The sequence below is a fragment of the Geodermatophilus africanus genome (assembly GCF_900107105.1).
GTDB lineage: Bacteria > Actinomycetota > Actinomycetes > Mycobacteriales > Geodermatophilaceae > Geodermatophilus > Geodermatophilus africanus.
This window is the reverse complement of sequence record NZ_FNOT01000012.1, coordinates 81544-104151: the sequence shown is the minus strand read 5'-3', so window position 1 is coordinate 104151 and position 22608 is coordinate 81544. Positions and strand designations below refer to the sequence as shown.

General features: G+C 75.7%; 21 protein-coding genes. 9 read left to right on the top strand and 12 right to left on the bottom strand.

All coding sequences use genetic code 11. From position 1 onward, the window contains the following. Positions 1-5 precede the first annotated feature (5 nt). Positions 6-755 carry an MBL fold metallo-hydrolase gene (locus tag BLW63_RS19255; protein ID WP_244522674.1) on the top strand — a complete coding sequence of 250 codons (750 nt, stop codon included), beginning with the start codon at positions 6-8 and terminating at the stop codon, positions 753-755. Positions 756-795: 40 nt separating this feature from the next. Next, positions 796-2037, top strand: coding sequence for a GNAT family N-acetyltransferase (locus tag BLW63_RS19250; protein ID WP_091159856.1), 1242 nt, complete (start codon positions 796-798; stop codon positions 2035-2037). A gap of 102 nt (positions 2038-2139) precedes the next feature. On the opposite strand, the gene BLW63_RS19245 is transcribed toward BLW63_RS19250, so the two are convergent. Further along, positions 2140-2619, bottom strand: coding sequence for a ribose-5-phosphate isomerase (locus BLW63_RS19245; protein WP_091159854.1), 480 nt, complete (start codon positions 2617-2619; stop codon positions 2140-2142). A gap of 26 nt (positions 2620-2645) precedes the next feature. On the opposite strand from BLW63_RS19245, the gene BLW63_RS19240 reads away from it, so the two are divergent. Continuing rightward, the gene (locus BLW63_RS19240) at positions 2646-3314 is read left to right on the top strand and encodes a DUF429 domain-containing protein (protein WP_091159850.1); all 669 of its coding nucleotides are present in this window, start codon (positions 2646-2648) and stop codon (positions 3312-3314) included. A gap of 212 nt (positions 3315-3526) precedes the next feature. On the opposite strand, the gene BLW63_RS19235 is transcribed toward BLW63_RS19240, so the two are convergent. The 3 genes from BLW63_RS19235 to BLW63_RS19225 all read right to left on the bottom strand — a co-directional run bounded on the left by BLW63_RS19235 (position 3527) and on the right by BLW63_RS19225 (position 5699). Continuing rightward, positions 3527-4282: an SDR family oxidoreductase gene (locus BLW63_RS19235; protein ID WP_091159847.1), complete on the bottom strand. Its 756-nt coding sequence runs from the start codon at positions 4280-4282 to the stop codon at positions 3527-3529. A 144-nt stretch (positions 4283-4426) separates the two neighbouring features. After that, entirely contained in the window at positions 4427-4864 is a 438-nt protein-coding gene (locus BLW63_RS19230; protein WP_091159844.1) for a VOC family protein, read from the bottom strand. 172 nt (positions 4865-5036) lie between these two features. After that, complete coding sequence (locus BLW63_RS19225) at positions 5037-5699, bottom strand: mycothiol-dependent nitroreductase Rv2466c family protein (RefSeq protein ID WP_091159841.1); 663 nt, start codon at positions 5697-5699, stop codon at positions 5037-5039. Positions 5700-5863: 164 nt separating this feature from the next. Here BLW63_RS19225 and pepN point away from each other — a divergent pair, with 164 nt between their 5' ends. Next, on the top strand, positions 5864-8416 hold the full coding sequence (gene pepN / locus BLW63_RS19220) for an aminopeptidase N (RefSeq protein ID WP_091159963.1): 2553 nt from the start codon (positions 5864-5866) through the stop codon (positions 8414-8416). Between the two features lie 177 nt (positions 8417-8593). Here the strand turns inward: pepN and BLW63_RS19215 are convergent, their stop codons facing one another. From BLW63_RS19215 to BLW63_RS19205, 3 genes are read right to left on the bottom strand one after another with little or no spacing between them, the layout of a single operon-like run. Then, positions 8594-9058, bottom strand: coding sequence for a DUF5130 family protein (locus tag BLW63_RS19215; RefSeq protein WP_091159839.1), 465 nt, complete (start codon positions 9056-9058; stop codon positions 8594-8596). 52 nt (positions 9059-9110) lie between these two features. Continuing rightward, positions 9111-9509, bottom strand: coding sequence for an aa3-type cytochrome oxidase subunit CtaJ (gene ctaJ / locus BLW63_RS19210; RefSeq protein WP_091159836.1), 399 nt, complete (start codon positions 9507-9509; stop codon positions 9111-9113). Positions 9510-9547: 38 nt separating this feature from the next. Beyond that, positions 9548-10972: an amidase gene (locus BLW63_RS19205; protein WP_091159833.1), complete on the bottom strand. Its 1425-nt coding sequence runs from the start codon at positions 10970-10972 to the stop codon at positions 9548-9550. 96 nt (positions 10973-11068) lie between these two features. On the opposite strand from BLW63_RS19205, the gene kynU reads away from it, so the two are divergent. Beyond that, the gene (gene kynU, locus BLW63_RS19200; RefSeq protein ID WP_091159830.1) at positions 11069-12325 is read left to right on the top strand and encodes a kynureninase; all 1257 of its coding nucleotides are present in this window, start codon (positions 11069-11071) and stop codon (positions 12323-12325) included. Between the two features lie 60 nt (positions 12326-12385). Here kynU and BLW63_RS19195 read toward each other — a convergent pair whose 3' ends face one another. From BLW63_RS19195 to BLW63_RS19175, 5 genes are all read right to left on the bottom strand, one after another. Continuing rightward, complete coding sequence (locus tag BLW63_RS19195) at positions 12386-13060, bottom strand: class F sortase (protein ID WP_091159828.1); 675 nt, start codon at positions 13058-13060, stop codon at positions 12386-12388. Beyond that, on the bottom strand, positions 13051-14187 hold the full coding sequence (locus tag BLW63_RS19190; protein WP_091159826.1) for a hypothetical protein: 1137 nt from the start codon (positions 14185-14187) through the stop codon (positions 13051-13053). Before BLW63_RS19190 ends, BLW63_RS19195 begins: the two co-directional genes overlap by 10 nt. 260 nt (positions 14188-14447) lie before the next feature. Continuing rightward, positions 14448-15563, bottom strand: a complete 1116-nt coding sequence (locus BLW63_RS19185) for a hypothetical protein (protein ID WP_091159824.1) — start codon at positions 15561-15563, stop codon at positions 14448-14450. 96 nt (positions 15564-15659) lie between these two features. Further along, positions 15660-16523, bottom strand: coding sequence for an SCO6745 family protein (locus BLW63_RS26995; protein WP_091159822.1), 864 nt, complete (start codon positions 16521-16523; stop codon positions 15660-15662). 124 nt (positions 16524-16647) lie between these two features. Next, the gene (locus BLW63_RS19175; protein WP_091159819.1) at positions 16648-17184 is read right to left on the bottom strand and encodes an HNH endonuclease; all 537 of its coding nucleotides are present in this window, start codon (positions 17182-17184) and stop codon (positions 16648-16650) included. Positions 17185-17398: 214 nt separating this feature from the next. On the opposite strand from BLW63_RS19175, the gene BLW63_RS19170 reads away from it, so the two are divergent. The 4 genes from BLW63_RS19170 (at position 17399) to BLW63_RS19155 (ending at position 22287) form a co-directional block, all read left to right on the top strand. Beyond that, positions 17399-19468, top strand: a complete 2070-nt coding sequence (locus BLW63_RS19170; RefSeq protein WP_091159960.1) for a prolyl oligopeptidase family serine peptidase — start codon at positions 17399-17401, stop codon at positions 19466-19468. A 70-nt stretch (positions 19469-19538) separates the two neighbouring features. After that, a complete protein-coding gene (locus tag BLW63_RS19165) occupies positions 19539-20549 on the top strand; it encodes a mechanosensitive ion channel family protein (RefSeq protein ID WP_091159818.1) in 1011 nt (336 codons plus the stop codon). Continuing rightward, positions 20435-21862 (top strand): MFS transporter, encoded by a 1428-nt coding sequence (locus BLW63_RS19160; protein ID WP_244522673.1) that lies wholly within the window; start codon positions 20435-20437, stop codon positions 21860-21862. Before BLW63_RS19165 ends, BLW63_RS19160 begins: the two co-directional genes overlap by 115 nt. Continuing rightward, entirely contained in the window at positions 21859-22287 is a 429-nt protein-coding gene (locus BLW63_RS19155) for a globin (protein WP_091159816.1), read from the top strand. Before BLW63_RS19160 ends, BLW63_RS19155 begins: the two co-directional genes overlap by 4 nt. Positions 22288-22608: the final 321 nt, after the last annotated feature.

Below are 22608 nucleotides of genomic sequence, written 5' to 3'. Positions count from 1 at the left end.
CCGACGTGACCGTGCGACCGGACGACGTCGTGCGGGTGGCCGACGGTGTGTTCTGGGTCCGCGGTGCCCTCGTGAACTGGTACCTGCTCGAGGACGGCCGGGACCTGACGCTGGTCGACGCCGGCTACCCGGGCGACGCCGACGACGTCGAGGCCTCCATCGCGCTGAGCGGCCACCGGGTCGAGGACGTCCGCGCCGTCCTGGTCACCCACGCCCACGCCGACCACCTCGGTGCGGTGCCGCGGCTGTCCGCCGCGCACGGCGTCCCCGCCTACACCGACCCGGTTGAGGTGCCCCACGCCCGGCGGGAGCGCCTGGAGCAGGTGTCGGTCCCCACGGTCCTCGCGCACTCGTGGCGCCCGCGCGTGGCGAGCTGGGCCCTGCGCGCCCTGCGCCGCGGCGGGACGCGCGACGTGCGCGCTCCCGAGGTCCTCCCCTTCCCGGCCGGCGGTGCGCTGGACCTGCCGGGCGCCCCGGTCCCCGTCCCGACCCACGGTCACACGTCGGGCCACACCGCCTTCTCCCTGCCGCGGACCGGCGTCGTGCTGACCGGCGACGCGCTGGTCACCGGCCACCCCACCTCGGCCCGCCGCGGTCCCCAGCTCCTGCCGGAGTTGTTCTCGCACGATCCCCAGCGGGCCCGCGCCGCCCTCGACCACCTCGCCGGGCTGGACGCCGACGTCCTCCTGCCCGGGCACGGCCGGCCGCACCGCGGGCCGGTGCGCGACGCCGTCCTCCGGGCCCTCGACCGGTGACCGGTCGCACGAGGTCACCGGCTGCCGGTAGACAACTCCGGTGACCGACTTCGCCGACCGGCTGCGCCCCGCCACTGCTGAGGAGTGGCCGTCGTTCAGCCGGGCCCTGTTCACCGCGTTCGCCGAGGAGCCGCCGGCCTCCTTCGTCGACGCCGTCCCCCCGTACGCGGAGCTGGACCGCTCGCTCGGGCTGTGGGAGGGCGACCGGGTGGTCGCGACGTCCGGCGTCTACAGCCGGGAGCTGACCGTGCCCGGCGGCGTCGTCCCCTGCGCGGGCGTGACGTGGGTGAGCGTCGCGCCCAGCCACCGCCGCCGCGGCGTGCTGACCGCCCTCATGCACCGCCAGCTCACCGAGCTGCACGAGCAGGGCCGCGAGCCGGTCGCGGCGCTGTGGGCCTCGGAGTCCTCGATCTACGGCCGGTTCGGCTACGCGCCGGCCACCCAGCGCGGCAACCTCTCCGGCGACGTGGCCCGGCTGCGGTTCCGGCCGGACGTCGACCTCGGGGACGGGCGGGTCGAGCAGGTCGGCGTCGAGGAGTACCGCGCGGCCGCCGTGAACCTGCACGACCGGGTGCGCCGGTCGGTGCCCGGCAACCTCGCCCGCGACGCCCGCTGGTGGGACCGCGGCCTGGCCGACGACCCCACCCAGCGGCAGGGGGCGTCCGAGCGGCGCCTGCTGCGGCACGTCGAGCCCGACGGCACGGTGACCGGCTACGCCGCCTACCGCGTCCGGTCGGCGTGGACGGACGACGGCCAGCCCGACGGCACCGTCGTCGTCGAGGAGGTGCTCGCGCTGAGCCCGCCGGCGCACGCGGCGCTGTGGCGGTTCCTGCTGTCGCTGGACCTCATCCGCACGATGCGGGCGCCGACCGCCTCGCCGGACGACCCGCTGCGCCACCTGCTGGCCGAGCCCCGGGCGCTGCGGGTGCACCAGTACGACGCGCTGTGGGTGCGGCTGGTCGACGTCGGCCGCGCCCTGGCCGCCCGCCGCTACCCGGCTCCGGTCAACCTGGTGCTCGAGGTGCGCGACCGGTCCTGCCCGTGGAACGACGGCCGCTGGGCCCTCGTCGGCCACCCGGCCGGCGCGTTCTGCTCGGAGACCGACGCCGACCCCGACCTCGTGCTCGACGTCGAGGCGCTGGGCGCGGCCTACCTCGGCGGGGTCTCGCTGGCGACGCTGCAGGCGGCCGGGCGGGTCACCGAGGTCAGCCCGGGCGCGGTCACCCAGGCCGGGACGGCGTTCCGCTGGCCGGTCACGCCGTGGTGCCCGGACGAGTTCTGAGCGGACCCCGCTGCCCCACGGCCCCCTGCAGGGTCCCGCCGCGAGCCTGCGAGTGGCGGGGGGCAGGGGGTCCTTATACCTGCAGGGGGGCGTTCCACCACGTCACCTGGTGGGCAACCCGCCCGCGGGGCGGTGCCGGTCGCGCTCGTAGTCGCTGATCAGGCCGATCCGGCGGGCGTGCCGCTCCTCGCCGCTGAAGGGCGTCGCGAGGAAGTGCAGCACCAGCTCGGTGGCCTCCTCCACGCTGTGCTGGCGGGCACCGATCGAGACCACGTTCGCGTCGTTGTGCTGGCGGGCGAGCTCGGCTGTCGAGCGGTTCCACACCAGCGCGGCGCGCACGCCCGGCACCTTGTTGGCCGCGATCTGTTCGCCGTTGCCCGAGCCGCCAATGACCACGCCGAGGCTGCCCGGGTCGGTCACCGTCCGCTCGCCGACCTCGAAGCAGAACGGCGGGTAGTCGTCCTCCGCGTCGTACTCGACCGCCCCGCAGTCGACCGGCTCGTGGCCGGCGTCGGTCAGCGCCTGCTTGAGATGCTCCTTGAACTCCAGGCCGGCGTGGTCGGTCCCGACGAAGACGCGCATGGCGGGGAGTCTGACAGGCTGCCGGGGTGGCGGTGCTGGGTGTCGACGGGTGGCGCGGCCGGTGGGTCGGAGCGCTGCTCGACGGTCGTTCGGTCCGCCTGCTGGACCTGGCCGACGCCACCGCGGTCCTCGCCGTCCCCGACGTCGAGGTGGTCGGCATAGACATGCCGATCGGACTGTCCGACGACGGAGCCAGAGCCTGCGACCGGAGCGCCAAGGCCCGGCTGGGGAAGGCCGGCAGCTCGGTGTTCCCCGCCCCGGTGCGCGCGGTGCTCGCAGCCCAGGACTACGCCGAGGCGCGCGTCCTGTCCGTCCGCGCCACGGGTGGGACGTCGCTGTCGGCGCAGGCCTGGCAGCTGGTCCGCTCCATCCGGGCACTCGACGAAGCCCTCGGCGAGCCACCGGCCGAGCACGTCGTCGAGGTGCACCCCGAGCTGGCGTTCCGGGCGCTCGACCCCGGGCTCACGGACGCCAAGGTCACCGCGCGCGGGATGGCGCGGCGGCTGGCCGCCCTCTGCGGGGTCATGGACGTCGACGCTGCGCTGCTCGATGCCCCGCCGCGCGTGCCGGCGGTCGACGCCCTCGACGCCTGCGCTGCTGCCTGGTCGGCCCGGCGGATCGCTGACGGCACCGCGGAGTGCCTCGGCGACGGCGCGACCGACGCCCGCGGCCGGCCGATGCGCATCTGCTGGTGAGGAAAGGACCCCGTCCTGCTCACCACTCGCAGGTTCGCGGCGAGCCTCTGGACGGGGCGCGGCGGGGACCGGCGAGGGCTGGGCGGACGGGATCCTGACTCCTGACTCCTGACTCCTGACTCCTGACGTGATCATCGGCGCGTGGTGGTGTGACACGCCGACGCCGGGAGCCACCCGCCGATGGTCACGGCCGAGGGACGTTGGGAGCGCTCTCAGGTGAGCCGGCGGACCACCGGCAGGGGCAGCACCCGCAGCAGCCCGGCGATCGGGCGCCACGGCCACTCGGGCACGTAGGCGCGCACCGGCTCCCTCTCGATCGCGGCGGTGAGCGCGTCGACGCCGGTGTCGACGTCGACGGTGAACGGCCCGCGGCGGCCCACGTTGATGTCCGTGGCGATGTAGCCGGGCAGCACCGTGGTGACGCGGACGTCGGTGCCGAGCAGGTCGGAGCGGATCCCCTCGGCGAGCGCGTTCAGCGCCGCCTTGCTGGCGCCGTACGCCGTCCGGCTGCCGCGCATGCCCCGGATCGAGGCGACCGACGACACCAGCACGAGGTGCCCGGAGCCCTGGGCGCGGAAGAGCTCGACGGCCGCCTCGCACTGCGCGTGGGTGCCGAGCACGTTGGTGGCCAGGATGGCCCGGTTGGTCGCCGCCGCACCGGTGCCGACGGCGATCCCGTTGCCGATGCCGGCGTTGGCGATCACGCGGTCCAGGCCGCCGAGCCGTTCGGCCAGCGCAGGCAGGACCGTGGCGACCGAGTCGGCGTCGTCGACGTCCATCACCGCGACCTCGACCCGGATGCCGGGACGGGCGGCGAGCAGCTCGCGCTGCAGGGCCTCGAGGCGGTCGAACCGGCGGGCCACGAGCGCCAGGTCGCGGCCCATCGCGGCGAAGCGGCGCGCCATGCCCTCGCCGAGACCGGAGCTGGCGCCGGAGATCAGGATGCGCTGGCGGACGGGGTGCGGCACCCGTCGAGGATGCCGCACACCGCGGGCGCTAGCGGCGGGCGGCCCGGCAGCAGCTGGTGGTGGCCGGTTCCCGGGTCACCGGACGCGGCCGGCGTCGCCGCCCACCGAGCGGCGGCCGTCACGCGGTGGTGCCGGTGCTCCGGTTCAGCGGAGGTCCTCGACCAGCCCGATGATGACGCCGTCGGGGCCGCGGACGTAGCAGTACCGGTAGACGTCCCCGTACTGCGTCACCTCGCCCACGAGGTCACCGCCGTGGGCGCGCAGGCGGTCGAGGACGTCGTCGACGGCGTCGACGGAGAACGTGAGGCGAGGGATGCCCGGGGTGTTCACCGGCGCCCTCGGCGCAGCGCTGGTGGCCACCGGCGTGTGGAACGTCGACAGCTCGACCCGGCCGTGGCCGTCCGGGGTCCGCAGGACGGCCATGTCCGCCCGGACTCCCTCCAGCCCGACGAGCCGGTCCACCCACTCACCCTCGACCGTCGCCTCGCCCTCCAGCTCCAGGCCCAGTTCGACGAAGAACGCGAGGGCAGCGGCGAGATCCTCGACCACGACGCCGACGTGATCCATCCGGTGGACCGTCATGCCACGCAACGTAGGGGACCGAGGACCCTGACCGGGGCCGGGACGTCGCCGACCGGTCAGGGACGTCCTCGACCGAGGAGCGAGGACGTCCCCTGACCGTCGACCGTGGTCCACGGTCAGCCGCCGGCACCACCGGGCTCTTCACCTGGCGTGAGGAGGACGGGGTCCTTCTTCAGCGGCGGGTGATCTCCAGCGCGTCGGCCGGCACGGACTCCATGTCGGGGCCGGACAGCCGGGTCCGCTTGAGCTCCCAGAAGTCGGGCAGGTTGGCCAGCAGGACGGCGCCGTCGAAGGCCTTGCCGGCGTCCTCGCCGGTGGGCACCTTGCTGATGACCGGGCCGAAGAAGGCCACGCCGTCGATGTGCATCACCGGCGTGCCGACGTCGTCGCCGACCGGGTCCATGCCCTCGTGGTGGCTCTTCTCGAGGGCCTCGTCGTACTCGGTGGAGGTGGCCGCCTCGGCCAGCGACGCCGGCAGGCCGACCCGCTCCAGCGCGGGGGCGATCAGCTCGTCGAGCTCCAGGCCCTCGTGGTGGCGCAGCGTGCCCATGGCCGTGTAGAGGTCGCCGAGGACCTCGTCGCCGTGCTGCTGCGCCGCGGCGATCGCCACCCGGACCGGGCCGATCGCCTGCTCCATCATCTGCTGGTACTCCTCCGGCAGGTCCCGGCCGCGGTTGAGCACCGCCAGGGACATGACGTGCCAGCGCAGGTCGATGTCGCGGACCTTCGCCGCCTCGAGCACCCAGCGGCTGGTCAGCCACGCCCACGGGCACAGCGGGTCGAACCAGAAGTCCACGCGGGCCTTCACGGGCGCGCTCTGCACTGCCTCGGTCATGCGTTCCGCTCCTCGCGTCGTCCTGCCCGGCGACGGTGTGCCGGGTCTTGCCCTGCCGGTGCCAAGCCGGACCGGGGAGCCGTTGTTCCCGCGCTCGCCCGGGCGGGTCGGCGTCCCGGTCCAGGTCCGGGGGCGTGTCGGAGGGCCGTGGGAAGCTCCCCTGCGTGGCCGTACCCAACCTGACCCGCGATGACGCCGCCGCCCGCGCCCGACTGCTGGCGGTCGACAGCTACGACGTCCAGTTCGACCTGACCGACGGCGCCGGGCGCCCCGGCGAGCACACCTTCGGGTCGACGACGACGGTGCGGTTCACCTGCCGCGAGCCCGGCGCGGACACCTTCATCGACCTGGTCGCCGAGACCGTCCGCTCCGCCACGCTCAACGGCAAGCCGCTCGACGTCTCCAGCTACACCGAGGAGGGCGGCCTGCCGCTGCCCGGGCTGGCCGAGGACAACACGCTCGTCGTCGAGGCCGACTGCCGGTACTCGAACTCCGGCGAGGGGCTGCATCGCTTCGTCGACCCGGAGGACGGGCGGGTCTACCTCTACACCCACTTCGAGCCGGCCGAGGCCAAGCGGGTGTTCACCTGCTTCGACCAGCCCGACCTCAAGGCGCCCTACACGGTGCACGTCACCGCGCCGTTCGACTGGCAGGTCGTTTCCAACACCGGCGGCCGGACCGTCGAGGCCGGTCCCGGCGGATCCCAGCTGGTGCACTTCGCCCCGACGCAGCGGCTGTCGACCTACCTGCTCGCGCTGGTCGCCGGCCCCTACGCGAAGGTGACCGACTCCCACGAGGGCATCCCACTGGGGCTGTACTGCCGTGCCTCGCTGGCCCAGCACCTCGACCCCGAGGAGCTGTTCCGGGTCACCAAGCAGGGCTTCGACTTCTTCCACCGGATCTTCGACTACCCGTACCCGTTCGACAAGTACGACCAGCTGTTCGTGCCGGAGTTCAACGCCGGGGCGATGGAGAACGCCGGCGCGGTGACCTTCCTGGAGGACTACGTCTTCCGGTCCAAGGCCACCCGGGCCAAGTACGAGCGGCGCGCCGAGACGGTGCTGCACGAGCTGGCGCACATGTGGTTCGGCGACCTGGTGACCATGCGCTGGTGGGACGACCTGTGGCTCAACGAGTCCTTCGCCACCTACATCTCCACGCTGTGCCAGGCCGAGGCGACCGAGTACACGACCGCCTGGACGACGTTCGCCAACACCGAGAAGGCCTGGGCCTACGCGCAGGACCAGCTGCCCACGACGCACCCGATCGCCGCGGACATGGTCGACGTCGCGGCGGTCGAGGTGAATTTCGACGGCATCACCTACGCCAAGGGCGCCTCGGTGCTCAAGCAGCTGGTGGCCTACGTCGGCCGGGACGAGTTCCTGGCCGGCATCCGCTGCTACTTCCGGGAGCACGCGTTCGGCAACACCACGCTGGCCGACCTGCTCGACCCGCTGTCGGAGGCGACCGGCCGCGACCTGACCGAGTGGTCGCGGCAGTGGCTGGAGACCAGCCAGGTCAACACGCTGCGGCCGGTCCTCGACGTCGACGACGACGGCCGGTACTCCCGCGTCGCGATCCGGCAGACGGCGGTGCCCGAGCACCCGGTGCTGCGCCGGCACCGGCTGGCCGTGGGTCTGTACGACCGGGGTCCCGCGGGGCTGACCCGGCGCACGCGCGTCGAGCTGGACGTCGAGGGCGAGCTGACCGAGGTCCCCGAGCTCGCCGGCCACCCCGTGGCGGACCTGGTGCTCGTCAACGACGACGACCTGACCTACGCCAAGCTGCGGCTCGACGAACGGTCGCTCGCCATCCTGCAGGAGGCGATCGGCACCATCCCCGACCCGCTGCCGCGGGCGCTGTGCTGGTCGGCGGCCTGGGACATGACCCGGGACGCCGAGCTGCCGGCCCGCGACTGGGTGGCGCTGGTGCTGGCCGGGGTGGACGCCGAGAGCGAGATCAGCGTCGTGCAGTCGCTGCTGGCCCGGGTGCAGTCGGCGCTGGCCAACTACGCCGACCCGCGCTGGGCCGAGACCGGCTGGCGGGCCCTGGCCGACGAGGCGATGGCCGCCCTCGAGGCCGCCGAGCCGGGCAGCGACACCCAGCTGCAGTGGTCGCGCACCTTCGCCGGCGCCGCCCGCACCGAGGCGCACGCCGCCGTGCTGCGGGGCCTGCTCGACGGCTCGCGCGTCGTCGAGGGCCTGCCGGTCGACGCCGATGCGCGCTGGGCGTTCCTGCACGGGCTGGTCGCCATCGGCGCGGCCGGGGACACCGAGATCGCCGCCGAGGAGGAGCGCGACGCCACGGCGACCGGGCAGCGGCGGGCCGCGACCGCGCGGGCGCTGCGGCCGACGCCGGAGGCCAAGGAGGAGACCTGGACCCGGGCCCTCACCGACGACGGCATCCCGAACGCGGTGCACGAGGCGATGCTGCAGGGCTTCTGGCACCCGGCCCAGCGGGCGCTCACGGCCGGCTACGTCGACCGGTACTTCACCGACATCCGGCCGCTCTGGGACCGGCGCCCCGGCGAGATCGCCAAGAACGCGGTGCAGTACCTGTTCCCACCGGTGGTCGAGCTGCGCACGGTCCAGGCCGCCGACGCCTGGCTGGCCGGTGACGAGCACCCGGCGCCGCTGCGCCGGCTGGTCGCGGAGGGCCGCGACGGCATCGCGCGCTCACTGCGGGCCCGCGAGCGGGACGCCGCCGAGGAGAGCTGAGCGAGGACCGTCGAACGCCAGAGGCCCGAAACCCGATGGCTGCCGGGCCTCTGGTGTTCGACGAGGGGTCCTGAGGAGCGGGGGCCCGGAGGGTCCCCCGACGAAGGACGGGGGCGGCTCGACGACAGCCGGGGACGGCACCTGGTCGCGGTGTCGCCCGGCAGGGCGACGAGGTGCCTAGTGCGTGCGCAGCCCCCGGGGGTGGCCGGCCTGGTCGGACAGCTGGCGCAGCCCGTTGACGATGCCGCCCACCAGGTCGCCGGAGGCGAAGGCGTTGGTCATCGACAGCACGGCCAGCGCGCAGGCGCGGTCGGGCAGCCGGCGCGCCGCCGCAGCGCCGGTGACGACCTCGACGACCCGCTGACCGGGCGAGATGGCGAGCAGCACCGACTCCGGCAGGTCGTGCCCGGAGTGCTCGAAGAGCTCCTCGGCGCGGGCCCGGGTCTGCTGCCCGAGGTCACCGATGTAGAGGGTGAAGCGCAGCCCGGTCTCCCGGGAGGACATGGTCAGCGCCTCGTCGACGCGCAGCAGCTCGCGGTAGCTGAAGAGCGAGTCGGGCGCCTCGGCCTCGTCGGCGCGCGTCGCCATGGTGCCGGCGGACGTCGCGGTGTCGTGCGACGTCGCTTCGAGCACGCGGGTCATCTCTGGCCTCCGTGGGGGTTCTCGGGGGTGCTGCGGTGGGCGCTCACGCCGGTCACCAGGTGCCGCGCGCGCCGCCGAAGGGACGCGCCGCGGCCGCGGCGGAGGGCCCGGCGGTCAGGGCGCGGACACTGGTGGCGCCGTGCGAGTCGCCCCCGCCGTACGCGCCGGACTGACCGGGAGCGCCCGGGCCGTGCTGCTCGGGGTACATCGACGAGCCGAGCGCGGTCGTCCCGTCGCCCGGGACGCCGGCCGGGCCGTGCGCCTCGGTGGGGCCGTGGCCCCCGCCGCCCACCGGGTGCGGCTCGTACCAGACCGGCTCGTGCTGCCACGGCTGCCCCGGCTTGTAGCGCAGCCGCTTGGGCCGCCCGGGGACGAGGGTGAGCAGGGCCAGGACGGCCACCACGGCCAGCGGGGCGCCCGCGTAGACGAGGATGGTCTCGACGACGGTCACGCCGCTCAACCTACCGGCAGTCGCCTCCGCCCTCATGATCAGTCCCAGGACGGCGGGTGGCGGTGCGCCCAGGGCCGGGCGGCCTCCAGCTGGGCGGCCAGCGCGAGCAGCGTGACCTCGTCGGCCGGGCGCCCGACGAGCATCGTCCCGACGGGCAGCCCGTCGCCGGTCCAGTGCAGCGGCACGCTCACGGCGGGCTGGCCGGTCACGTTGAACACCGCGGTGAAGGCCGCGTAGCGCTCCTGCCGCGCGAAGTCCGCGGCACCGTCGCCGTCGGCGTCGAACCAGCCCAGCGGCCGCGGCGTCATCGTCGTGACCGGCGCCAGCAGCACGTCGAAGCGATCGGTCGCCGTGACGAAGCGGCGGGCGAACAGCCGCAGCGCGGTGAGGGCCTCCATCGCCTGCTGCGCCGACAGCGCCAGGCCGCGGGCGCGCAGCTCTCGGGTGAGCGGCCGCAGCTCGCCGACCCGCCCGGGCGGTACCGGCAGCAGCGTCCCGGACAGGCTCCACACCCGCTCGAAGGCGGTCAGCACGTCCGGGCCCAGCAGCCCGGGCGGCACGTCCTCGACCTCGTGGCCGAGCTCCTCGAGCAGCCGGGCGGCGTCGTCGAACGCCGTCCGGACCGCCGGCTCCAGCCCGGCGTCGGCCATGGGGGTCTCCAGGTACCGGCCGATCCGCAGCCGGCCGACCGGCCGGTCGGCGGCGCCGAGGAAGGTCTCGCCGGGCGGCAGCGGCGGCGCCCACGCCGGGTCGCCGGTCACCGGGCCGGCCATCGCGTCGAGCAGTGCCGCCGCGTCGCGCACGGTGCGGGCGAGCGGGCCGTTGGTGCCCAGCCCGGTGACGTCGCCGCCGAGGGGCGCGTTGCTCACCCGGCCCCGGCTGGGCTTGAGGCCGACCAGGCCGTTGATGCTGGCCGGGATGCGGATCGACCCGCCGCCGTCGCTGCCCTGCGCGACCGGCAGCATCCCGGCGGCCACGGCGACCGCCGCTCCCCCGCTGGAGCCACCGGCCAGCCGGGTGGGGTCCCACGGGCAGCGGGCCGGGCCGGCCAGCTCGTTGTCGGTGTAGCAGGGGAATCCGAACTCGGGGGTGTTGCTCTTGCCGATCGAGATCGTCCCGGCCTCGGCCAGCCGGGTCACGACGGCGTCGTCGACGGTGGGCACGTTGTCGGCGAGCACGGTGCTGCCGAACGTCGTCCGGACACCGGCGGTGTTGTTGAGGTCCTTGACCGCCGTCGGGACGCCGAGCAGCGGCGGCAGCTCGCCGCCCTCGCGCAGCCGGCGCTCGGCGCGGCGGGCCGCGGCGAGGGCACGCTCGGGGGTCACGGTGAGGAAGGCGCCCAGACCGGCGTCGAGAGCCTCGACCCGGCGCAGCGCGTGCGCGACGAGCTCGGTGGGGCTCACCTCCCGCGACCGGACGGCGGCCGCCTGCTCCAGCGCGGTGAGATCGTGCAACCGGGTCACGGCCGCGAACGCTAGCCGCCGCCCGGAACGCCCGGCCGTCCGTCCCGGACCTCCCGGACGCCGCCCCGGCCCCGTCCGGCCGGGTAGACAGGACCCGTGGACCTGACCCGCGCCGCCGCCGAGGCCCTCGACGCCGCCGACCCGGTCGCCGCCTTCCGGGCGCGGTTCGCCGGCGCCGGCGAGGACGGCCTGCTCTACCTGGACGGCAACTCGCTGGGGCGGATGCCGGTGGCGACGCCGGCCGCGCTCACCCGGGTTGTCGAGGAGGAGTGGGCGCGGGGCCTGGTGCGCTCGTGGTCGTCGTGGGTGGGTGCCGCGACGAGGGTCGGCGACCTGCTGGCCGAGGGCGTGCTCGGCGCGGGGCCGGGCGAGGTGCTGGTCGGCGACTCGACGACGGTCGACCTCTACAAGCTGCTGGTGGCCGCCGCCGACGCCCGGCCGGGCCGCGACGTGCTGGTGTGCTGCGCCGACGACTTCCCCACCGACCGCTACGTCGTCGCCGGGGTGGCGCAGGCGCGCGGGATGACGGTGCGGGAGGTGCCGGCCGACGTCGACGAGGGGCTGGACCACTCTGTGCTGGCCGCGGCCCTGGACGAGCGGGTCGCCGTCGTCGTCCTGTCGGCGGTCGCCTACCGCTCCGGGGCGCTGGCCGACGTCGCCGCCGTCACCCGGGCGGTGCGGGACGCCGGCGCGCTGGTGCTGTGGGACCTCTCGCACGCCGCCGGCGCGGTGCCGGTCGACCTGGCGGCCAACGGCGTCGACCTGGCCGTGGGGTGCACCTACAAGTACCTCAACGGCGGGCCGGGCGCGCCGGCGTTCCTCTACGTGCGGCGGGAGCTCCAGGAGCAGCTGCGGCAGCCGATCTGGGGCTGGTTCGGGCAGCGCGACCAGTTCGCGATGGGCCCGGTGTACGACCCGGTTCCCGGCATCGAGCGCTTCGCCGTCGGGACGCCGCCGGTGCTGGCGCTCGCCGCGGTGGAGGTGGGTGCCCGGCTGGTGGCCGAGGCCGGCGTCGACCGGCTGGCGGCCAAGGGCCGGGCGCTCGGCGAGCTCGTCGTCGCCCTCGCCGACGACTGGCTGGCGCCACACGGGGTGGCGCTGGCCTCGCCCCGCGACCCGGCCCGCCGCGGCGCGCACGTGACCCTCGCCTCCTCGGCCGCCTGGCAGCTCACCCAGGCGCTGGTCGACCGCGGCGTCGTCCCCGACTTCCGGACGCCGGACCGCGTGCGGCTCGGCCCGGCCCCGCTCTACACCCGCTTCGTCGACGTGTGGGACGCGATGGCGTGCATCCGCGAGGTGCTGGCGAGCGGGGTGCACGAGGGCTACCCCACCGAGCGCAGCCGGGTGACGTGAGCGGCCCCGTCCCGGGGCCCGCCCCGAGCTTGCGAGGGGTGGGGAGGACGGGGTCCTTTCTCAGGACTCGGCGAAGACCACGAGGTTCTCGGTCGAGGCCCGGCCGCCGCCGCGCTGGAAGCAGGTGATGAGCACCAGCCGCCCCGGCGAGGCCTCCCAGACCTCGGTGGCGCCGGGCAGCTCGCCCTTGGCGTACCGCTCGGTGCGCTCGACGGTGTAGTCGACCGTGCCCTGCGGGGTGCTGACCTCGATGACGTCGCCGGCCTCGAGGGTGGAGCCGCCGCCGTCGGACTGCATCAGCGGGTCGAACCCGTACTCGCCGGTTCCGGTCGAGTGGGCCGCCAGGTAGAGAGTGTTGTCGGCCTGCTCGGGGCTGCCGACCGGGTCGCCGTACGGGTCGAGCCAGTAGGCGGCGGTCAGCGTCGGCGGGTTGATCGTCCCGTTGCGGGGGGTGAGCGGCAGCACCGGCAGGTCCAGCTCCAGCCCGGGGACGACCACGTGCACGTCCGACGAGGGCGTGGGCAGTACGACCCCCTCGGGCGGCAGCGTGGGCTGCGCCTCCTCGACGTGCGGCGGCGCCGCGGTGGCCGCGGCCACCGGGTCGGGGGACCCGGCGGCCGCGGCCGGCTGCTCGCCGTCGGCCAGGCCGACGGCGAGCACCGTGCCTCCGGCGCAGCCGAGGGCGAGGACCGCCGCGACCGCGGCGGTGCGCCGACTCGGTCGGGTCAGGCGCACGTGCCGCCCTCGGCCGCCGGACGACGACGGGTGCGGGCGACGGCGACACCACCCACGCCGGCGAGGGCGAGCATCCCCGCACCGACGGCGATCGCCACGGAGCCGGTGGAGCCGGTCTCGACGGCCTCGACACCGGTGTTCGAGCGCAGACCGGCGTTGACGACGGCCTGGGGCGCCGGGGCCACGGTCGCCGTCGCGGGCGGCGCGGCGGCCGGGGCAGCGACGGTCAGCTCGGCGACCACGATGGAGAGGCCCGACCCGACCGGCTGGCCCAGGACGAGGGCGTAGGAGCCGGCGGTCAGCTCGGCGGGCAGGGCGACCGTCGCCGTAGAACCGCTCACCTGGACGTCGAGCACCACGGGAGCGGCGGCGGGATCGGCGGTGCTTTGCAGCGCCACCTCGACACCGGTCAGGTCGGTGAGGCCGAGGTCCCGCAGGGCCGAGTCGGCGGTCAGGTCGAGGCCGAAGATCGTGCCGGCGGTCACCGCGATCGGGCATGGCGTGGCCGAGCTCAGCGCACAGGGCACCTGCGCGATCGCCACCAGCTCGGGATAGAGGGTGGTGGCGGTCGGGGCCGGGGCGCTGAGGTCCAGCTCGTACTCGAGCAGCGGGTCGACGGTGAACTCCGGCCCGAGGACGATGCTGTCGGGCTCGACGGGGGCGATGCGGAGGGTGGCCAGCGGCCCGTTCACAGTGTCATTGGCGGGCAGGACCATCTCCAGGTCGTTGCCGTTGACCACGGTGACGACCAGCGGGTCGGTCGCACTCGGATCCGTGGAATAGGTCTTGTCCGGGAGGCTGTCGGGGTCGGCACCGTCGGGGAACTCGAGCTCGACCACGGCGTTGATGGGGTCGAACTCGTCGGCGAGGTCCACGGTCAGCGTCTCCCCGTACTGGACCACCACCGGTGCGGCGGCACCCGTGGGGCCGGTCATGGGGTCCATGGGGTCCCCGCCGAAGTTCTCGACCGGGTAATTGAGCAGCACCACCTCGGTCGGCGCGAGCGAGATGATGACGTTCTCCGCCGCGAGGGCGGCGGGGGCGATCCCGACGAGCAGCACGGCGGAGCCGATGCCGGCGAGGCCGAGGCGCTGCAGCGGCCGGCGAGACGGGGTGGGGCTGGACATGGAGGACACCTTCCGGCGACCGCAGCGCCCCAGCGGCGCTGGCAGCCGCGAACGTAACGTGACGACTCAGTTCCGTTGTGCGCTGGACACGTGCGGTGAGCCCTGTGTGGCGGGACGTGACCGAGGTGTGACCTAAGACGGCTGATCCGTCGTCAGCTCCTGATGGACGACCGGGGCGCGCCTGCCGGCTCTGGCGTCAGGTCTTGCCGCCCGCGTGCGTCGCACGGAGTCGAATGTCGCCAGTCTCCAGCTCCGCCGACTCACGCGTCCGAGGTCGGCGGCTCGCGCCGGGCGCGCACGACAACGGTGCCCACGCCCGCGAGCACCAGCAGCCCGGCACCCGTGGCCACCGCGCCCGTCCGGGCGGCGCCGGCCTCGGTGTCCTCGACGCCGGTGTTCGAGAGCAGGCCCGCATTGACCACCGCGGGGGCGGCCGGCGTCGGCGCCGCGGCCGGGGGGACGGCCGGCGCGGCCAGCACCTGCAGCTCCACCGTCGCGATGGTGACGGGGCCGCCGGACGTGGCGTCTCCCAGCAGCAGCGAGAGGTGGTGGCGCCCGGCCCCGAGCCCGGCGGGGAGGGTCACCGTGGCGTCCCAGGGGCCGGCCGGGGCGTACCGGGCGGGGTCGCCGCTGAGCGGGAGCGGCCCGTCGGAGGCGCCGGTGAGGTCCGCGAGGGTCACCTCGGCGTCCTGCAGGGTGCCGTGGCCCAGGGTCCGCAGCTCCGAGACCGGCGGCGCCGTGACGCGGAAGGGGACGCCGGCCGGAACCGTCGTCCCCGCGCAGCCGACGGCCGCGGTGGGGTCGCAGGGCTGGTGGGCCACGACCGTCACCTGCGGCCGGAGCCCGACGGTGGCCGGGGCAGCGGGGTCCAGTTCCAGGAAGTAGGTGTCGGGGTGGACCGGGAAGCCCTCTGCAGACGCGATCCCGGAGAGCAGCAGCGCGCCGATCGGCCCGTTGGCCGGGTCGACCGGCGGGAGCGCGACGGTGAACCGCCCGGCGGCGACGCGGCCGACCAGCAGCCCGTCGGGCCCGGGCGTGTCCGTGGACAGCACGCGCGTCGGCGACCCGCCGACCTCGGGGCCGAGCTCCAGGCGCGCGCCCAGCGTCGGAGCGTCCAGCCCGTCCGGGAGCTGCAGCTCGACGGTGCCGCCCCAGGCGACCGGGACCGCGCCGGGGACCTCGGCCGGGTCGGCCGCTGTTCCGAAGTTCTCGGCCGCCTCGAGGACGATGGCGACGTCCGTCGGGTCCAGTACCACCGTCGCGGGCCCCTCGGCCCCGGCCGTCCCGGCACCGAGGGCGGTGGCGGCGAGCACGGTCAGGCCGAGCACGCCGGTGCGTGCGGTGAGCCGCCGGCGGGCGGGGACGAGCGGGGTCATCGGGGCGCCTCTCCGGTCCGGGCGCGCCGGCCGCGCCGTCCGGGGCAACCTAGGGTGACGGCAACGTCGCGTTGCCGTGCGACACGCCCCGCGGGCTCAGCCGGGGTCCGGAGCGCCGATCGGGTTCCCCTCGGGCCACGCTCCTCCCGCCACCACCGCGCGGCGCACCGGCCCCAGCAGCTGCGCCAGCCGGTCGCAGCGGGCGTCACCGAGCGCCCGCCACGGGCCGAGTGCCAGCCGGTCGGTGTCGGACTCGACCGCGGCGACGATTGCCGCGCCCTCCGCGGTCAGCTCCCCGCCGGCCAGCCAGCCGCGGCCGGCCAGCTCGTCGACGGCGGCGTCCCACGCGACGTCGTCCCAGCCGCGGGCGCGCAGCAGCCACTCCCGCGCCGTCCGGCCGGCCGCGGCGGCCAGCACGTGGGCGCCGGCTCCGGAGATGCCCCGCTGCAGGAGCGCCGCGTTGTGCCCGTCGCCGCGGTACTCGCGCAGCGTGGTGAGCGACTGCCAGACCGCCAGGTGCGGCTCGGGGGGCACCGGCTGCCCGGCGTTGGCGGCCGCCAGCGGGCGGCCGGGGAGCTCGACCGCCGCGGCGGCGACGGCGAGCAGCCCGGCGGTCTCAGCCGCGGCCGCCGAGCCGGGCCACTCCTCCCCCAGCACCCGGCGCACGGCGGCGTCCACCCCGGCCAGCCGCGCGGCGAGCGCCGCGGCCGGGTCGACCACCTGCCACACGCCGGGCACCCGGCGGGCCACGAACTCCGGCGCGAAGTTGTAGAAGGTCGCGGTCACGACCTCGGCACCGACCGGTCCCAGCGGCGCGGCGCGCATGGCGAAGTAGCCGTTCCAGAAGCCGCGCAGCCCGGTCGCCTCGGCCGCCGACCGGCACTCGTCGGCGAAGTAGGTGAGCGCGTGGTACGGCTCCCCCAGCGCCCACAACCGCCGCGCCGTTGCTGGTGACGTCATGGGTGCGGCCCCACTGCAGGGGCCCGCCGCGAGCCTCGACCGGCCCCCCTGCAGGGTCCCGTCGCGAGCCTGCGAGTGGCGGGGGGCAGGGGGGTCCTTCGAGGGGGGCAGTGGGGTCCTTCCATCAGGCCGACACGCTCTCCGGCATGCCGAGCCACTCCCGCCAGCGCGGGTCGACGCTGCGGGCACCGAGGAGCCGCCAAGCCGCGCCGCTCGGGGTCCGCGGCGGGTGCGGCAGCTTCCAGCCGAGCTCGGCCAGCGACCGGTCGGCCTTGGTGTGGTTGCACCGCCGGCAGGCCGCGACGACGTTGTCCCAGGTGTGCGTGCCCCCGCGGCTGCGCGGGACGACGTGGTCGATGCTCGTGGCTGACCCACCGCAGTAGACGCAGGTCGAGGCGTCGCGGTGGAACACCGCCCGCCGCGACAGCGGCACCTGCGCCGGGTAGGGCACCCGGACGTAGCGGGTCAGGCGCGCCACCACCGGAACGGGCAGGACCACGGTCTCGGCGTGCACCTCCTCGGGCGCACTGTGCACCGAGACCGCCTTCTCGGCGAGCACGAGCACGATGGCGCGGCGGCTGGAGACCACGCACAGCGGCTCGTAGGTGGCGTTGAGCAGCAGCGTCGCGGCGGCGGTGGACCGCGCCGGGACAGGCGTCATCGGGTGGGAGTGGTGGTCGCGCCGCGGACCTGGATGGCCTGCGGACGACCCGGACGCGGTACGCGGCACGGGGCACCTCCGGCGCCCGGGGCCGCGCGCCGGGTGCAGTGCGACCCGTGGGCGACCCCATTCTGACCTGCGGACCCGCTCCAGCGCTCCCGGGATGCCTCCGGCGGGCCCGGGGGCCTCCCCGGCCGTCACTACCGTGGGCCGGGTGCGCTACCCCCACGCCGAGCGGCTTGACCTGGTCGAGCAGCTCCACGGACACGCCGTCGCCGACCCTTACCGCTGGCTCGAGGACCCCGCCGACCCGCGGACGGCGTCCTGGACCGCCGCCCAGGACGAGCTGACCGCCGGGGCGCTGGCCGCCCTGCCGCTGCGCGACCGCTTCGCCGCGCGGCTGGCCGAGCTGGTGCACGCCGGCGCCGTCGGCGTCCCGGTGTGGCGGGCCGGCCGGGCCTTCTCCACCCGGCGCGACCCCGGCCAGGAGCACGCGGTGCTGCGGGTGCGCGAGCCCGACGGCAGCGAGCGGGTGCTCGTCGACCCGATGGCGGTCGACCCCACGGGCACCACCACCCTTGACGCCTGGTCGCCGTCCTGGGAGGGCGACCGGCTGGCCTACCAGCTCTCCACCGGCGGCGACGAGGAGTCGCGGCTGTACGTGCTCGACGTGGCGACCGGCGAGCAGCTCGACGGGCCGATCGACCGCTGCCGCTACTCCCCCGTGGCCTGGCTGCCCGGCGGCGAGGAGCTCTTTTACGTCCGCCGCCTGGCCCCCGGGCTGGTCCCCGCCGGCGAGGAGCAGTTCCACCGGCGGGTCTGGCGCCACCGGGTGGGCGCCGACGCCGACGGCGACGCCCTCGTGCACGGCGAGGGCAGCGACCCGTCGACCTACTTCGGCGCCCGCACCAGCCACGACGGCCGCTGGCTGGTCGTCTCCGCCTCGGTGGGGACCGCGCCGCGGGACGACGTCTGGCTGGCCGACCTCGCCGGGGACGGCAGCCTGCGCGAGCTGCAGGTCGGCGTCGACGCGCAGACCGCGGCGTGGGTGGCCCGCGACGGGCGGCTGTGGCTGATGAGCGACCGCGGCACGCCGCGCTGGCGGCTGGCCGTCGCCGACCCCGCGGACCCGGCCACCTGGGCGCCGGGGTCGTGGCGCGACGTCGTACCGCAGCAGGAGGGCGGCGTGCTGACCGACGTCGCCCTCGTCGACGGTCCGGACGGCGGGCTGCAGGTGCTGGCCGTGCATTCCGTGGACGCCACCGACCGGCTCTCGGTGTGGGCCGCCGACGGGTCCGGCCGGCGCGCCGAGGTCAGCGGCCTGCGCGCCGGCAGCGTGTCGGGCGTGAGCGCGCCCCCGGAGGGCGGCGGCACCGCCTGGGTCGGCTTCACCGACCACTCGACCCCGCCGTCGGTGCTGCGGTGGGACGCCACCGACCCGGCGCGGCTGGGGACCTGGGAGCAGGCGCCGGTGGCCGGCGAGGTACCTACGGTGGAGGTCGTGGAGACGCACGCAACCTCCGCGGACGGGACGCCGGTGCACCTGTTCGTCGTCTCGCGGGCCGGCGCCCCGGACACCCCGCGGCCCACCGTGCTGTACGGCTACGGCGGCTTCGACGTCGCCCTCACCCCCGGGTACTCGGCGCAGGCCCTGGCCTGGGTCGAGGCCGGCGGCGTGTGGGCGGTGGCCAACCTGCGCGGCGGCTCCGAGCACGGCGAGGAGTGGCACCGCGCCGGCATGCGGGAGCGCAAGCAGAACGTCTTCGACGACTTCGCCGCCGCGGGCGAGCACCTGGTCGCCGAGGGCTGGACGACGCCCGCGCAGCTGGCGGTGATGGGCGGGTCGAACGGCGGCCTGCTGGTCGGCGCGACGCTGACCCAGCGCCCGGATCTCGCGGCGGCCGTCGTCTGCAGCGCGCCGCTGCTGGACATGGTCCGCTACGAGCGCTTCGGCCTGGGCCGCACCTGGAACGACGAGTACGGCACCGCCGAGGACCCGACCGAGCTCGGCTGGCTGCTGGGGTACTCGCCCTACCACCGGGTGGTGGAGGGGACGGCCTACCCGGCGGTGCTGTTCACGACCTTCGAGTCCGACACCCGCGTCGACCCGCTGCACGCCCGCAAGCTCGCCGCGGCGCTGCAGCACGCCACGTCGTCCGACGCGCCGGTCCTGCTGCGCCGCGAGACGTCGGTCGGCCACGGCGCCCGGGCGGTCAGCCGGACCGTGGGGCTGGCCGCGGACCAGTTGGCCTTCCTCGCCGCGCACACCGGCCTGGGCGGCTGACCCGGACCGTGCGCCGCGCCACGCGCGAGAACCCTGTGTTGCTCTGCCAGCACCTGAGAGTATCGCCGTGATGAGCGCTTCACCGTCCGTGATCACTGCCGCCGACACCGGGTCCGACCCCATGCCCGACTGCGCCGACTACTGGCTCTGCCAGCAGGTCTACGAGTGGTCGGGTGCCGAGTGGCTCGCGGAGAACGCCCAGGCGCTGATCGCCACACCGGCGCGGATCCTGCTGATCGTCGTCATCGCCGTCGTGGTGCGGTACCTGGCGCACCGGGCGATCCGCCGGCTGACCGACTCGACCACCATCGGCCCGCTGCCCTCGATCCTGCGGGCCCGGCGGCTGCGCGCCACCGCCCTGGGGGACGGCGCCGAGCAGGTGACCGCCCGGCGCACCCAGCGGGCCGAGGCCATCGGGTCGGTGCTGCGCAGCTGCGCCTCGATCGTGGTGCTCGCCATCGCGGTGGTGCTGGTGCTCGGCGAGCTCGGCATCAACCTCGCGCCCATCCTGGCCAGCGCCGGGGTGGTCGGTGTGGCGCTCGGGTTCGGCGCGCAGAACCTGGTCAAGGACTTCATCGCCGGGATCGGGATCATCCTCGAGGACCAGTACGGCGTCGGTGACGTCGTCGACCTCGGCGAGGCGAGCGGCACCGTCGAGGCCGTCGGCCTGCGGATCACCCGGCTGCGCGACGTCAACGGCGTCGTCTGGTACGCCCGCAACGGCGAGATCCTGCGGGTCGGCAACAAGAGCCAGGGCTACGCCCAGGTCGTCATCGACATGCCGGTCGCCCACGACACCGACCTGGAGCGCTGCCGGACGGTCATGCAGCAGGTCGCCGACGCGATGTACGCGCAAGCCGAGTGGGCCGCGGTGCTGCTGTCCGAGCCGGAGTCCCTCGGCGTCGAGTCGATCGCCGCCGAGGGCGTCGTCATGCGCCTGCAGGTCCGCACCACCAACGCCGACCAGTGGCGGGTCGGCCGCGAGCTGCGGCTGCGGCTCAAGGAGCGCTTCGTCGCCGAGGACATCCGCACGCCCCTGCCGCTGCTGTCCGCGGCCGGCGCCCCGGCGGGAGCCCCCTGAGCGGCAGCGCGCCGGCCGGTGGGCGGCCGGCCGGCGCGACCGACCGTCCCTCGACCTTCCGCGGGCTCTTCGCCGTCCGGGAGTTCCGGCCGCTGTTCGGCACCTACCTGCTGTCGACCATCGGTGACGAGCTGGCCCGCGTCGCGCTGACCGTGCTCGTCTACCAGCGCACCGACTCGCCGCTGCTCTCGGCGATCACGTTCGCGATCAGCTACCTGCCGTGGCTGCTGGGCGGGCCGCTGCTGTCGACCGTGGCCGACCGGTTCCCCCGGCACCGCGTGCTCATCACCGCCGACGCGGCGCGCGCCCTGCTGGTCGCCGGGATGGCCGTCCCCGGGACGCCGCTGCCGGTGCTGCTGGGCCTGCTCCTGGTCGTCGCGGTGTGCGGGCCGCCCTTCGAGTCCGCCCGCTCGGCGCTCATGGCCGACGTCCTCGACGGCGACCGGTACGCGCTGGCTACGTCCCTGACCAACGTCGGGTCGCAGCTGGCCCAGGTGCTCGGGTACGTCCTGGGGGGCACGCTGGTGGCGGTCCTGGACCCGTCGGCCGCGCTGCTGCTCGACGCGGCCACCTTCGCCGTCTCCGCCGTGTGGCTCTGGGCGCGGCTGCAGCGCCGACCGGCGCCGGACGACGGCGGCGACGCCGAGGGGCCGCGGTCGATGTGGCGGGACGCCGGGGAGGGGCTGCGCCTGATCGGCCGGACGCCGCGGCTGCTGGCCATCATCGCCGTCACGTGGGTGGGGTCGCTGTTCGCCAACGCGCCCGAGGGCATCGCCGCGCCCCTGGTGGACCAGCTGGGTCACGGCGCGGCGCAGGTCGGCGTCCTGCTCGCCGCCAACCCGGCAGGGGTCACCATCGGCGGGCTGCTCGTCGCCCGCGCCCTCACCCAGGAGCGCCGGGAGCGCCTCGTGCCACCGCTCGTCGGGCTGTCGCTGGCGCCGATCCTGCTGGCCGGCCTCGTCACCGTCTGGGGCGCCCCGGGCACCGGCGCCTACGCCGCCGTCGTCGCCCTCCTGTTCCTCGCCGGGCTCGGCGGGGCCTGGACCATCCCGCTCAACGTCGCCTTCGTGCAGGCGGTGCCGTCGGCCTACCGCGGGCGCGCCTTCGGCGTCGCGGTCAGCGGGCTCTACGGCGTCCAGGGCATCGGCGTGCTCGGCGCCGGCGCCGCCACCGAGGGGCTCGCGCCCGGCGGCGTGGTCGCGTTGATCGGCGGGCTCGGGCTGGTGGCCGTCGTCCCGCCCCTGCTGGGTTACGTGCGTACCCAGGGTCACGTGGCAGCGGCCCCGCCCGCCGGGGGACGATCGAGGGCATGAGCCGATCCCTGCCGTCGGCGCGGACCTTCTACGAGGAGGTCGGCGGCGCCCCCACCTTCCGTCGGCTCGTGGCCCGTTTCTACGCGGGGGTGCGGGCCGACCCGGTGCTCGCGCCGCTGTACCCGCAGGACGACTGGGAGGGCGCCGAGGCCCGGCTGCGCGGCTTCCTCGAGCAGTACTGGGGCGGTCCGACCACCTACTCGGAGCAGCGCGGCCACCCCCGGCTGCGCATGCGCCACGCGCCGTTCGCCATCGGCGCCGCCGAGCGCGACGCCTGGCTGCGCCACATGCGCGACGCCGTGGACTCCCTGGAGCTGACCCCCGAGCAGGACGCGACGCTGTGGGGCTACATGGAGATGGCCGCGCGCAGCATGCAGAACCGCTGGCCCGACGACGCGCCCGGCGCCCTCTCCACCGTCCGATAGAGAACCCCGTCCTCCGCACGCCTCGTGGGAGGACCCCCTGCCCCCACCGTGGAAGGACCCCTCTCCACTCCTCGCACGCTCGCAGCGGGACCCGGACGGGGCCACGGGCGGGACCCCGCAGGGGGCCGGCGAGCCGCGGGACGGGGCCACCCGCACGTACGACACCCGAGGAGACCGGTGAGCCCGGTAGAAGGACCCCCTGCCCCCCTTGAAGGACCCCCCTGCCCCCCGCCACTCGCAGGCTCGCGGCGGGACCCTGCAGGGGGGCCGGTCGAGGCTCGCGGCGGGCCCCTGCAGGGGGCCGCCGGCCCGTTCCGCCGC

Coding starts and splice junctions, on each gene's coding strand:
- BLW63_RS26995 (WP_091159822.1), bottom strand. CDS start 16,523: ATGACGTCACCAGCAACGGCGCGGCGGTTGTGGGCGCTGGGGGAGCCG.
- BLW63_RS19175 (WP_091159819.1), bottom strand. CDS start 17,184: ATGACGCCTGTCCCGGCGCGGTCCACCGCCGCCGCGACGCTGCTGCTC.
- BLW63_RS19245 (WP_091159854.1), bottom strand. CDS start 2,619: ATGCGCGTCTTCGTCGGGACCGACCACGCCGGCCTGGAGTTCAAGGAG.
- BLW63_RS19230 (WP_091159844.1), bottom strand. CDS start 4,864: ATGACGGTCCACCGGATGGATCACGTCGGCGTCGTGGTCGAGGATCTC.
- BLW63_RS19155 (WP_091159816.1), top strand. CDS start 21,859: ATGAGCCGATCCCTGCCGTCGGCGCGGACCTTCTACGAGGAGGTCGGC.
- BLW63_RS19165 (WP_091159818.1), top strand. CDS start 19,539: ATGAGCGCTTCACCGTCCGTGATCACTGCCGCCGACACCGGGTCCGAC.
- BLW63_RS19225 (WP_091159841.1), bottom strand. CDS start 5,699: ATGACCGAGGCAGTGCAGAGCGCGCCCGTGAAGGCCCGCGTGGACTTC.
- BLW63_RS19185 (WP_091159824.1), bottom strand. CDS start 15,563: ATGACCCCGCTCGTCCCCGCCCGCCGGCGGCTCACCGCACGCACCGGC.
- BLW63_RS19190 (WP_091159826.1), bottom strand. CDS start 14,187: ATGTCCAGCCCCACCCCGTCTCGCCGGCCGCTGCAGCGCCTCGGCCTC.
- BLW63_RS19215 (WP_091159839.1), bottom strand. CDS start 9,058: ATGACCCGCGTGCTCGAAGCGACGTCGCACGACACCGCGACGTCCGCC.